This is a genomic window from Sphingomonas sp. SDUR79, from assembly GCF_056821745.1.
Map to the genome: position 1 here is coordinate 440,259 of NZ_JBPDIN010000001.1, position 11,435 is coordinate 451,693.

An 11,435-nucleotide genomic window follows, 5' to 3' on the forward strand; every position below is an offset into this window, starting at 1 on the left:
TGTTTGGATCGCGCAGGAGATGGGCTCCCGCTTTCGCGGGGGTGACGATTGAGGTTTGGGGAGTTTCAGGTGAAAGCAGCAGTCCTGTTCGAGGCCGGCAAGCCGCTCGAAATCCACGATATCCGCATCGACAAGCCCGGCCCGCGCGAGGTGCTGGTGCGCACCGCGGCATGCGGCGTGTGTCGGTCGGACCTGCACTTCGTCGACGGTGCCTATCCGCACGCCATGCCGACCGTGCCGGGGCATGAAGCGGCGGGTGTGGTCGAGGCGGTAGGGAGCGAGGTCACGCGGCTGAAGCCCGGGGACCATGTCATCACCTTCTTCACCGTCTTCTGTGGATCGTGCGAGTTCTGCATCTCGGGTCGTCCGTCGCTTTGTCTGGACAATTCGACGCGCCGCCCGGCCGATGCGGCACCCAAGCTGGCGCTCGCCGATGGCACGCCGGTCAACCATTTCCTCAACCTGTCGGCGTTCGCCGAAAAGATGCTGATCCACGAAAATGCCTGTGTCGCGATCAGCAAGGACATGCCGCTCGACCGCGCCGCGCTGCTCGGCTGTGCGGTTCTGACGGGGGCGGGATCGATCTTCCGCGACAGCAAGGTGGTGCCGGGCGAGACGGTCGCGGTGATCGGGTGCGGCGGGATCGGCCTGTCGGCGATCAATGCCGCCAAGATCGCGGGCGCGGGCAAGATCATCGCGATCGATCCGGTGGCGGAGAAGCGCGCGCTCGCAAGGAAGATGGGCGCGACGCACGATCTCGACGCGATGGCTCCCGATCTGGTCAAGCAGGTGCTCAAGCTCACCGATGGCGGCGTGCATTATGCGATCGAGGCGGTCGGGCGGCCGCAGACTGCGGAGACCGCGTGGCATGTGCTGCGCCGGGGTGGCACCGCGACGATCCTGGGCATGATCGCGCCGGGTCAGTCGGTCAGCATTCCGGGACCGACCTTCCTCTCGGGCAAGAAATTGCAGGGCTCGCTTGCGGGCTCGATGCAGTTCCCGATCGATCTGCCGCGCCTTGTCCAGATGTATCTCGACGGGGTGCTCGACCTCGACACGATGGTGGCTGAGCGGATTCGGCTGGAGGACATCAACCACGCCTTCGACAATCTGCGACAGGGGGACGCGGTGCGATCCGTGATCGAATTCGCATGACCAGCCCGGCGGGACATCGCGGCGGGCAGCCGATGGAGCAGGTCGACGACCTCGACACCGCGCGGCTCACCGCATGGATGGAGGCCAATGTCGCGGGCTTCGCCGGCCCGCTTACCTACGCCAAATTCCCCGGCGGGCAGAGCAACCCGACCTATCGCATCGACGCGGCGAGCGGCGCCTATGTGCTGCGGCGCAAGCCGTTCGGGCCGCTGCTGCCATCGGCGCATGCGGTGGATCGTGAGTATCGGCTGATCGCCGGGCTGCATCCGACCGGTTTTCCGGTCGCGAAGCCCTATGGGCTGTGCGAGGATGACGGGGTCGTTGGCTCCGCTTTCTACATCATGGAGCTGGTCGAGGGGGCGACCTATTGGGACGGGGCGCTGCCGGACAAGACTCCAGCGCAGCGCACCGCGATCTATTTCGAGATTTGCGACCGGTTGGCGCAGTTGCATGAGACCGATTACGTCGCGGCGGGGCTGGGCGATTATGGCAAGCCGGGCAGCTATTTCGAGCGGCAGGTGGGCCGCTGGACCAAGCAGTATCGCTTGGCGCAGACCGACGATCTGGAGGATGTCGAGAAGCTGATCGAGTGGCTGCCGCGCACGCTGCCGCCGCAGACGCGCACCAGCATCGTCCATGGCGATTATCGCATCGACAATATGATCTTCGACGCTGAACAGCCGCGCGTGAAGGCGGTGCTCGATTGGGAGCTGTCGACGCTGGGCGATCCGATGGCGGATTTTTCGTACCTGCTGACCAATTGGATGATCCCCGCCAATGGCGCGTCGGCGATCGGTGGGATCACCGGGGCTGAGACCGGCATTCCGACCGTCGAGGCGATGGTCGAGCGCTACTGCGCCGCGACCGGGCGCGACGGCATTCCCGACCTCAACTGGTATTTCGCGTTCGGCCAGTTCCGGCTGATGAGCATCGTCCAGGGGATCAAGCGCCGCCTGCTCGACGGCAATGCCAGCAATGCGCATGCCGAGGAGACGGCGACGCGGGTCCCCGGGCTGGCGGCGAGTGCGTGGGAATTTGCGCGCAAGGCGGGGGCCTGAAATCCCCCTCCCGCTTGCGGGAGGGGTTAGGGGAGGGCCTGTCCCTCCAAACTGGATACACCGTGTGCGGACAGGCCCTCCCCCGGCCCCTCCCGCAAGCGGGAGGGGAGAGGATATGAGTCTGTTCGACCTGACCGGGAAGGTCGCCATCGTCACCGGATCCTCACGCGGGATCGGCAAGGCCTCGGCAGAGGCGCTCGCCGATCAGGGCGCGCGCGTCGTCATCTCCAGCCGCAACCAGGATGCGTGCGAAGCGGTCGCCACCGCGATCAACGCCAAACATGGCGACGGAACCGCGGTCGCCATCGCGGCGAGCATCTCGCACAAGGACGCGCTTCAGCATCTGGTCGATGAGACGCGCCGCGTGTTCGGGCGGATCGATATCCTCGTCTGCAACGCCGCGTCCAACCCCTATTACGGGCCACTGGCGGGCATTGCCGATGAGCAGTTCCGCAAGATCCTCGACAACAATGTCCTGTCCAACCACTGGCTGATTCAGATGGTCGCGCCCGAGATGCGCGCGCGCAAGGATGGGGCGATCGTCATCATCTCTTCGATCGGGGGCCTGCGCGGGTCGCCGGTGATCGGCGCGTATAACGTGTCCAAGGCGGCGGACTTCCAGCTCGCGCGCAACTATGCGGTTGAGTACGGCCCCGACAATGTCCGCGTGAACTGCATCGCGCCGGGGCTGATCAAGACCGACTTCGCCCGCGCTTTGTGGGAGAATCCGGAGGCGGAGAAGCGGGTGAACCAGCAGACTCCCCTGCGTCGGCTGGGCGAGCCGGAGGATATTGCGGGCGGTGTCGTGTTCCTCGCCTCGGCAGCGGGGCGCTACACCACCGGGCAGGCGTTGGTGATTGATGGCGGGGTGACGATCTAGCCCCACCCCCGTTTGTGTTGAAACCCCAACCCCCGTTTGTGCTGAGCCTGTCGAAGCACTGCTCCCGAACGGGGTTTATTCCAGGCTCAGGACAGGCCCTTCGACAAGCTCAGGGCAAACGGAGGTAGTTATGCGCTTCACCGACAAATCGATCATCGTGACCGGCGCTGGCAGCGGCATCGGGCGCGCCGCCGCGATCCTGTTTGCCGCCGAAGGGGGGCGGGTGATCGTCGCCGACAAGACTGAGGGTGCAGATGAAACCGTCGCGATGATCGCTGCGGCTGGCGGCACGGCCAAGGCGATTTGCATGGATGCGGGCAGTGAGCCGGACGTGATCGCGACGGTCGAGCTGGCGGTTGCCGAATATGGCGGGTTGGACGTGCTCTTCGCCAATGCCGGCATCTCGGGCGGCATGGCCAATTTGTTCGACACCACGCCGGAGCTGATGGCCGAGGTGCTGCGCGTGAACCTGATCGGGCCGCTGCTGGCGATCAAGCATGGTGCGCCCAAGATTGCCGAGCGGGGGAAGGGGGCGATCGTCCTCACCGCCAGCGTTGCCGGCATCCGGTCGGGCGCAGGCAGCCCGGCCTATTCGGCGTCCAAGGCGGGGGTCATCAACCTCGCCGCCGTCGCTGCGCAGCAATTGTCGGGATCCAACGTCCGCGTCAACGCGCTCTGCCCGGGCCTGACCGAGACGGGCATGACCAAGCCGACCTTCGATTATGCGCGCGAGGCGGGGAAGATGGACCGCGTCGGCCGGTTGAACCCGCTGCGGCGTGGTGCGCAGCCCGAAGAACTGGCGCGGGCGGCGCTGTTCCTGGCCTCGGACGAAGCCAGCTATGTCAACGGGCAGGCGCTGGCGGTGGATGGCGGGCTGTCGTCGAGCCACCCGGTGACGCGGCAGGAATATGGGAAGACGGCGGTTTAGGGGGCGCGAAGCTGCGCGTCGGCTGACGACCCTATTGCGGACATTCGAGTCATTGAGGTTCTGGCTGCACGGAAATGCTGACAGACTTCGCGTAAATGGCACCGGAACCGCCGAAAACATCATCGAAGCCCAGCTCATAGTCGCCAGCAGACGCCGAGGTGTTTAAGATTGGGAGGTGCTCAGATGTGAGCCGTCTAAGTCCGACCTCCAAAACGGTAGTAAGCGGATTACAATCGAGTACGACCCCACTAACCCCCTCGAAGCGTAGACATATTCTCGCGTGACGGTCGAGAACGAAGAAACCTCGTTCATCAAGCTCACTCGTGATCCGAAATGCCGAAAGAACAAGTGTTCCTGACGATTCCTCGAAGCTCATGCTTCGAATGGTCGCGTCGTGAAAATCAGGAAGGAAGCCGAACCACGCAGTCAGTTCAGCGGCACCTTCAAGCTGTGCTAGCAGTGTCCAGTCCGAAGTCCAATTTGCTTGCTTAGCTATTGAGTAGGGCATTCCGGGACGGTGGCGGGGCGTTGTGGAAGATGCAACGTCAGATGTCGGCAATCCACCCACTTTCCGTCGCTCGGCCCCCGCGCCGAAAGCTGCCCTCCAGGCTCGCCCACCTAATGCCTTGATCCAGTAACAAAAAAGGCGGACGTTGCATCTCATGCTGATGCTCCTCGCCGCTGCCGCCCAGACCGCGACCATCGCCGTGCCGCCGCCCCCGCCGCGGTCTCCCACCCATTTGGCGCCGCCACCCGTGCAGACTCCGCCTTATCGCCCGCATCTGGTCGATTATGAGGGCGCCACCGCGCAATGTGGCGGGCGGATCGTGACGCCGCTGTCCGCCGTCGCCCCCTTCACGCAGGTCGCCAGGCTCGGGGTCGAGCCGCCGCGTTCCTATGAAATGGGGTTCACGATCGGCGATGATGGCCGCCCGCTCGGGATTACGCAGCGGGTCGCGGTGTCCGGGGGCAAGGGCTATGTGCAGGGCACCGATCTGGCCCCGGCGCTCAGCCTGTGGCGCTTTCCGGCGAGCGCGGCCGGGGCCGCCTGCACCATGACCCTCACACCGCGCAGCGTTCCGTTCGACCGCGCGGCACCGGCCGATCTCTACCGCGTAGCCGCGCTGCGCATGGCGAACCCGTCGGAGTTTCAGACGGTGATGCAGGAGATCCGCAAGTCGGGCGATTGTGCCGGGCCGGGGCGCCCGCGCATGTTGCTGCGCGCGTTCATTGACGATCGCCGCATTCCGCAGACGCCGGGCGTGCCATCCTATGCCGTGGCCAGCTTCGACATCGATGCCGAGGGCGTCCCGCAAAATCCCGGCATCGTGGCCAGCGATGGCAACCGCGTGCTGGAGGCGGCGGCGAGCGATGCGGCGGGGCGCAGCCGCTATGTCGGCAACGCGCCGCGCACGCGCTGCACCATCCCGTTTCGCCGCGCCGCGACCGCGCCGGTTCCCGCGCCCCCGATGCCGCCGAAAGCGGCCTATCCCGAGGGGCGCTGCCCCGGGCCGGTCCGCTGGGCACGCCCGCTGAACCTTGAATTCCCCGACGCCTTTCGACGCCGCGCGATCGAGGGCTGGGCGATCGTGCGCTACGACCTAGCCCCGTGGGGCGCGACCGGGGCGGTCACCGTGCTGGCGAGCGAGCCGGCGGCGGACTTTGGCGAACAGGCGCGGCGTATGATCATCGCCGCGCGCGCGGAAGCGTCACCCAGCGGCGCGCAAGGGTGCATCGCGCGGGTGCAGTATCGCATGGCTGCTACCGGCGATGCCGACGACGATGCTCAGGGTTTCTGACGGCTCCTGACAGCCGGTTGACCCGGCGCGGGGAACGTCAGACCCTGTACCCGAAACAAACGGGAGCAGGGCGATGCGGATCATTCGGGCACTGACGGCGGCTTCACTGATGGTGGCGAGCATCCTGCCCGTCGCGGCGCAGGAGGTGGTGGTCACCGCCACCCGATCGTCGACCAATCGCGACGGGTTTCAGGGCACGTCGATTCCGATCATCACGCTGCGCCGCACGGCTGATTTCGCGGTCCAGCGCGTTTCGATCACCGGCGACACGCGCGATGAGGCGACCCGTCGCAAGGAAATCTATGCGATGGTGCGCAGCGCGATCGAACAGGCGGGCAAGCATGGCGTGGAGCTGGCGACCGGCGACTATGTTGTCGAGGCGCTGACGCTCGCCAATTATGGCGACCTGTTGCTGAGCCGCGACGGTCGCCCGGATTCGGAGCGGACCAGCTTCATCATCAAGGTGAAGCTGGAGCCCGGCATGGACGCCCGCGCCGCGCTCGACCGGATTGCCAAGTTCATCAAGGCGGTGCCGCCGACCGGGCGTGCGCAGATTGAAAAGAGCGGCGACATGACGCTGTCGGTGCTCAACCCGGATCAGTATCGGAACAAGATCATCGAGATGATTGCCGCCGACGCAGCCACGACTGCGGCGCGGTTCGGGGGCGATTATGGGGTGGAGGTGCGTGGGCTGGACCGGCCGGTCGAATGGTCGCGGGCGAGTTTGACCGAGGTGTTTCTGTATTTGCCGGCGGCGTATGTGATTCGGCCCAAACAATAAAACTCTCGTCTGCCCGGGCTTGACCCGGGCCCGGGCTTCTTGCTCGCCGAGTGCCAAACAAAAGCCCGGCCCCGGGTCAAGCCCGGGGCGACGGAGTTTGGCGCGGTTCTGAAACCGCTACCCCTCGCGCATCCGCATCAGCCCTTCCTGCGCGACGCTCGCCACCAGCCGGCCGTCGCGGCTGTAGATGCGGCCGCGGTTGAACCCGCGCGCATGGCCGGCCCAGGGGCTGTCGGTGGTGTAGAGCAGCCAGTCGTCGGCGCGCAGCGGTGCGTGCAGCCATACGGCGTGGTCGAGGCTCGCGCTCTGCAACCCGCGCGTCATCCAGTTGACGCCATGCGGCAGCGTCGCGGTGCCGAGAAGCATCATGTCGCTGGCATAGGACAGGATCGCGCGGTGGAGCGCCGGATCGTCCGGCAGGGCGGCGGCGGTGCGGAACCAGCTATGCTGCACCGGATCGCGCTTTTCCGGCTTGAACCAGTTGCGCGGGGAGCAGGGGCGGATCTCGATCGGGCGCGGGCGCAGGAAGAAGGGGCGGAACTTCTCCGGCACGTGATCGCGGATTTCCTCGCGCAGATCGAACTCGGAGCGCAGGTCGTCCGGCGCCGGCACATCGGGCATGTCGGCCTGATGCGACAGGCCGTCTTCGGGCCGCTGGAACGACGCGATCATGTTGAGGATCGGCACACCCTGTTGCAGCGCGATCACGCGGCGATTGGCGAAGCTGCCCCCGTCATAATCGCGCACCACGCGGTAGATGATCGGGAAATCCTCATTGCCCGGCCGCATGAAATAGGCGTGGAGCGAATGCGCGTCCTTGCCCTCGACTGAGCGCTGCGCCGCTTGGAGCGCCTGCCCGATCACCTGCCCGCCGAACACGCGCCCGACCCCGCCCGGCTGGCGCGCGCCGCGATACAGGTCGACATCGATGGTTTCGACGTCGAGCAGGTCGACGAGTTGGGTCACCTGTTCGGCAGCGGTTTCGGCGCGTTTTTCGGTCATTTGTCTAACATCCGTTCGTGCTGAGCTTGTCGAAGCACCGGCAACTCCCCTTCGTCCTTGGCGCTTCGACAGGCTCAGCGCAAACGGATGGCAGGATCAATACCCAGCCGCCCGCGCCAGCGCATCGGCGTGATAGTTGGTGTCGCCGAACAACTCCGCCAGCACGCGCCCGCGCTTCATGTAGAAGCCGATATCATATTCGTCGGTCATGCCGATGCCGCCATGCATCTGCACGCCTTCCTGCACCGCCAGTGTCGATGCCATACCGGCCATCGCCTTTGCGACCGACACAGCCTCGTCCGCCCGGGCGTCGCCGGCATCGAGCAATTGCTGTGCCTTGAGCACCGCCGCGCGGGCGACTTCCAGTTCGGAATAGAGGTGAGCGGCACGATGCTGGAGCGCCTGGAAGCTGCCGATCAGCACGCCGAACTGCTTGCGTTCCTTGAGATACTGGACCGTCATGTCCATCGCGCCGCCACCGACGCCGAGCATTTCCGCCGCCGCGCCCGTGCGCCCCGCGCCGAGCAGTGCGTTGAGCACCGCGCGGCCGCCATCGACCTCACCGATCACTGCATCGGCGTCGACCTCCACGCCTTCGAACATCATCCGCGCGGCGAGGCTCGCATCGGCGAGCCGCTGCGGGTCGGCGGTCAGGTTCGCCGCGTCCTTTGGCACCGCGAACAGCGTCACGCCATCGGCATCCTCGGGCGATCCGGCGGTGCGCGCGGCGACGATCAGCAGGTCGGCGACATGGCCATGCGCGACGAACTGCTTCGCCCCCGTCAGCTTGAAGCCATTGCCCGAGCGTTCGGCCTTCATGCCGATCGCGTCGCCATGCTTGGCGCGCTCGTCGATCGCCAGCGCCGCGACGGTCTCGCCCGACAGGATGCCGGGGAACCAGCGTTCGCGCTGCGCCGTGCCGTTGAGCGCCGCGACGGCCGCAACGGCGGTGGTGAGGAAGGGGGAGGGGGACAGGTTGCGCCCGATCTCCTCCAGCACCACGCCCGCCTCGACATGGCCGAGGCCGAGGCCGCCGTCGCTTTCGGCGATCAGGATGCCGGTGAAGCCCATTTCGGCGAACTGCTTCCACAGGTCGCGGCTGAACCCGGTCGCGTCGTTGGCGTCGCGCAGTGCGCGCATATGGCTGACCGGGGCGGCCTCGGCCACGAATTGCTGGGCGCTCTCGCGGAGCATGGTCTGTTCTTCGTTGAGGTAGAGTGGCATCTTAAACTCCGTCGCCCTCTTCTACGTCACCCCAGCGAACGCTGGGGTCTCGTGCGGCAGGGGAACCGCTTCGCAACTGGAGACCCCAGCTTTCGCTGGGGTGACGGTGAGCTAGGCCGGCAGCTCCAAAATCCGCTTGGCAACGATGTTCAGCTGGACCTCGCTCGTCCCGCCTTCGATCGAATTCGCCTTGGTCCGCAGCCACGCGCGCGGCTTTGCGCCGCCGTTGGAGCGTTCGCTTTCCCATTCCAGCGTGTCCGACCCGCCGCTCGCCATGATCAGCTCGTGGCGGTCCTTGTTCAGCTCGGTGCCGTAATATTTCATCATCGACGGCTGGGCCGGGTGCGCCTGTCCGGCCTTCAGCTGGTCGATGAACCGCTCCGACATCGCCGAGAACGCCTTGGACCGCACCTCGAACATCGCGAGCTGCGCGCGCAGGATCGGGTCGGCGAGACGCCCTTGCGCGTCCAGTCCGATCGTCGCGATCGCCCCTTCGATCAGCGGGTTGCCGCCGGGAGAGGCGAGGCCCATGCCGCTGATCATCTCGCGCTCATGGCCGAGCAGATATTTGGCGACGTCCCAGCCCTTGTTTTCGTCGTGGATGCGGTTCTTCTTGGGCACCCGGACATTGTCGAAGAACGTCTCGCAGAAGGGCGAATAGCCGCTGATCAGCAGGATCGGCTTGGTGGAGACGCCCGGTGAGTCCATGTCGAACAGCAGGAAGCTGATCCCGCCCTGCTTGCTGTCCTTGCTGGTGCGGACGAGGCAGAAGATCCAGTCGGCCTTGTCGGCATAGCTGGTCCACACTTTCTGCCCATTGACGATATAATCGTCGCCATCGCTGACCGCGCTGGTGGCGAGGCCGGCAAGGTCGCTGCCCGCATTCGGCTCCGAATAGCCCTGGCACCAACGGATTTCGCCGCGTGCGATCTTGGGCAGATGCTCCAGCTTCTGCTCCTCGGTCCCGTATTTCAGCAAAGCCGGGCCGAGCATCGAGATGCCGAAGCTGTTGAGCGGGTTGCGGCAATTGAGCGCCGCCATCTCCTCACGCAGGATCTTGGCCTCTGCCGCCGACAGCCCGCCGCCGCCATATTGCGTGGGCCAGTCGGGCACGGTCCAGCCGCGCGCGGCCATCCGGTCCATGTAGAGCTTCTGGTCGGGGTTCTTGCTGTAATCGGCCTTGCGTCCGCCCCAATTGGCGTCGCCCTCGCCACGCATCGGCTGGCGCATCGATGCGGGGACATTGGCCTCCAGCCAGGCGCGGGTCTCTGCGCGGAATGTGTCGAGATCGGTCATGATGGTTCCTCGTCCAGCAAAGCGGCGATGCGGCGCGCGGTCGCGATCGCAAGATGGTCGTGATTGAGGTCGGTCAGCACCTGCACGCCGGTCGGCAAGCCGTTGGCGGTCCCGACCGGGAAAGTCGTGGCGGGCAGGCCCGGATAGGTGGCGAGCCCCGCCCAGGCGAGGTGGGCGTCATAGCCGCTCTCCACACCGTCGATGTCGAGCGTCCGCTCCGCCTGCGGGCGCGGGTCGTGCGGAAAGGCCTGGGTCGCGGCGGGCGGTGCGATCACTGCGTCGATATCGGCAAACAGCGCGGCCCATGCGCGGGTGTTGCGCGCCTGCGCGTCGAGCATCGCGAGGTATGGGAGCAGGCGTGGCAGCGTGTCGTGCAGCGTCGGGTCCGACCGCGCGAACACCGTGCCCAGCAGCGCGGTATAGGCGTCATGCTGCACGGCCAGATCGGGCAGGGCAGGGTGGGTGCGGACGATCTGAACCCCGTCGCGTGCCAGTGCTTCGGCGGCGCGCTCGACCCCGTCGATCACGGCCGCAGCGGTCGCGGTTGCCGGATGCGCGGTCAGCACGAGTACGCGGCGGGCTGGCGCTGCCGCGCGCGGCAAGGGCAGGTCGGCGAGCAGGTCGAGTAGCAGCGGCAGGTCGCCGCCATGCTGCGCCATCGGCCCGATCACGCCCAGCACCGCCTCCGCGCCGTCGGTGCCGGGGAAGCGATGACCGTATCCGTTCAGCGCGCCATAGCTCGGCTTGTGGCCCCAGATGCCGCAGAAGTGCGAGGGCACGCGGATCGACCCGCCAATGTCGCTGCCCAGCTCGATCGGCACATAGCCCGCCGCCAGCGCCGCCGCCGCGCCGCCCGAACTGCCGCCGCAGGTTCGGGTCAGGTCGTGCGGGTTGCTGGTGCGGCCATAGACGGAATTGACGCTCTGCCAGTCGCCCAGCGCCTTGGGCACGTTGGTCTTGCCAAGAATAATCGCGCCCGCCGCCTTCAGGCGCTGCACTGCCACCGCGTCCGATGTCGCGAAGTTCTCGGCGGCGTGCGAAAAACCCCAGCTGGTCGGCAGCCCGGCGACGTCGAACGCCTCCTTGACCGTCATCGGCACGCCCAGCAGTGGGCGGCGCTCGCCGCCCGCCACTGCCGCATCGGCCTCGTCCGCTGCCTCCAGCGCCCGGTCGAAATCGCGCACCACCACCGCGTTGATCGCGCCGTCCCCAGCCTCGATCCGTGCAATCGCAGTTTCGCATTGTTCGCGCGCGCTCGTCTCGCCCGCCGCGATTGCGGTGGCGATGTCGATCGCGGACGCGCGCGCCATTG

Annotated in this window: 11 protein-coding genes; 6 read left to right on the forward strand and 5 right to left on the reverse strand. The window is 66.6% G+C overall.

Annotation, left to right across the window (positions count from 1 at the left end):
• Positions 1-69 precede the first annotated feature (69 nt).
• The 4 genes from ACRYLO_RS02005 (at position 70) to ACRYLO_RS02020 (ending at position 4,021) form a co-directional block, all read left to right on the forward strand.
• Entirely contained in the window at positions 70-1,155 is a 1,086-nt protein-coding gene (locus ACRYLO_RS02005; protein ID WP_482658627.1) for a Zn-dependent alcohol dehydrogenase, read from the forward strand.
• Complete coding sequence (locus ACRYLO_RS02010; RefSeq protein WP_482658628.1) at positions 1,152-2,213, forward strand: phosphotransferase family protein; 1,062 nt, start codon at positions 1,152-1,154, stop codon at positions 2,211-2,213. The genes ACRYLO_RS02005 and ACRYLO_RS02010 overlap by 4 nt, the downstream gene beginning before the upstream one ends.
• Before the next feature lie 115 nt (positions 2,214-2,328).
• Complete coding sequence (locus tag ACRYLO_RS02015; protein WP_482658629.1) at positions 2,329-3,093, forward strand: SDR family NAD(P)-dependent oxidoreductase; 765 nt, start codon at positions 2,329-2,331, stop codon at positions 3,091-3,093.
• 130 nt (positions 3,094-3,223) lie between these two features.
• Entirely contained in the window at positions 3,224-4,021 is a 798-nt protein-coding gene (locus tag ACRYLO_RS02020) for an SDR family NAD(P)-dependent oxidoreductase (protein ID WP_482658630.1), read from the forward strand.
• Positions 4,022-4,070: 49 nt separating this feature from the next.
• On the opposite strand, the gene ACRYLO_RS02025 is transcribed toward ACRYLO_RS02020, so the two are convergent.
• Positions 4,071-4,529, reverse strand: coding sequence for a hypothetical protein (locus ACRYLO_RS02025; RefSeq protein ID WP_482658631.1), 459 nt, complete (start codon positions 4,527-4,529; stop codon positions 4,071-4,073).
• A gap of 154 nt (positions 4,530-4,683) precedes the next feature.
• Between ACRYLO_RS02025 and ACRYLO_RS02030 the strand changes: the two genes are divergently transcribed.
• Positions 4,684-5,820 carry an energy transducer TonB gene (locus ACRYLO_RS02030; RefSeq protein ID WP_482658632.1) on the forward strand — a complete coding sequence of 379 codons (1,137 nt, stop codon included), beginning with the start codon at positions 4,684-4,686 and terminating at the stop codon, positions 5,818-5,820.
• 73 nt (positions 5,821-5,893) lie between these two features.
• Positions 5,894-6,601, forward strand: a complete 708-nt coding sequence (locus ACRYLO_RS02035) for a TonB-dependent receptor (RefSeq protein WP_482658633.1) — start codon at positions 5,894-5,896, stop codon at positions 6,599-6,601.
• 117 nt (positions 6,602-6,718) lie between these two features.
• Here the strand turns inward: ACRYLO_RS02035 and ACRYLO_RS02040 are convergent, their stop codons facing one another.
• The 4 genes from ACRYLO_RS02040 to ACRYLO_RS02055 form a co-directional block, all read right to left on the reverse strand.
• Positions 6,719-7,603, reverse strand: coding sequence for an acyl-CoA thioesterase (locus ACRYLO_RS02040; protein ID WP_482658634.1), 885 nt, complete (start codon positions 7,601-7,603; stop codon positions 6,719-6,721).
• A 96-nt stretch (positions 7,604-7,699) separates the two neighbouring features.
• Positions 7,700-8,827 (reverse strand): acyl-CoA dehydrogenase family protein, encoded by a 1,128-nt coding sequence (locus ACRYLO_RS02045; protein WP_482658635.1) that lies wholly within the window; start codon positions 8,825-8,827, stop codon positions 7,700-7,702.
• A 111-nt stretch (positions 8,828-8,938) separates the two neighbouring features.
• Complete coding sequence (locus ACRYLO_RS02050; protein ID WP_482661653.1) at positions 8,939-10,126, reverse strand: acyl-CoA dehydrogenase family protein; 1,188 nt, start codon at positions 10,124-10,126, stop codon at positions 8,939-8,941.
• Positions 10,120-11,433 carry an amidase family protein gene (locus tag ACRYLO_RS02055; RefSeq protein ID WP_482658636.1) on the reverse strand — a complete coding sequence of 438 codons (1,314 nt, stop codon included), beginning with the start codon at positions 11,431-11,433 and terminating at the stop codon, positions 10,120-10,122. The genes ACRYLO_RS02050 and ACRYLO_RS02055 overlap by 7 nt, the downstream gene beginning before the upstream one ends.
• Between the last annotated feature and the right edge of the window lie 2 nt (positions 11,434-11,435).

Excerpts from the sequence above, each read along its gene's own strand:
- ACRYLO_RS02030 (WP_482658632.1), top strand. The coding sequence starts at position 4,684 with ATGCTGATGCTCCTCGCCGCTGCCGCCCAGACCGCGACCATCGCCGTG.
- ACRYLO_RS02055 (WP_482658636.1), bottom strand. The coding sequence starts at position 11,433 with ATGGCGCGCGCGTCCGCGATCGACATCGCCACCGCAATCGCGGCGGGC.
- ACRYLO_RS02040 (WP_482658634.1), bottom strand. The coding sequence starts at position 7,603 with ATGACCGAAAAACGCGCCGAAACCGCTGCCGAACAGGTGACCCAACTC.
- ACRYLO_RS02020 (WP_482658630.1), top strand. The coding sequence starts at position 3,224 with ATGCGCTTCACCGACAAATCGATCATCGTGACCGGCGCTGGCAGCGGC.
- ACRYLO_RS02010 (WP_482658628.1), top strand. The coding sequence starts at position 1,152 with ATGACCAGCCCGGCGGGACATCGCGGCGGGCAGCCGATGGAGCAGGTC.
- ACRYLO_RS02015 (WP_482658629.1), top strand. The coding sequence starts at position 2,329 with ATGAGTCTGTTCGACCTGACCGGGAAGGTCGCCATCGTCACCGGATCC.
- ACRYLO_RS02035 (WP_482658633.1), top strand. The coding sequence starts at position 5,894 with ATGCGGATCATTCGGGCACTGACGGCGGCTTCACTGATGGTGGCGAGC.
- ACRYLO_RS02025 (WP_482658631.1), bottom strand. The coding sequence starts at position 4,529 with ATGCCCTACTCAATAGCTAAGCAAGCAAATTGGACTTCGGACTGGACA.
- ACRYLO_RS02045 (WP_482658635.1), bottom strand. The coding sequence starts at position 8,827 with ATGCCACTCTACCTCAACGAAGAACAGACCATGCTCCGCGAGAGCGCC.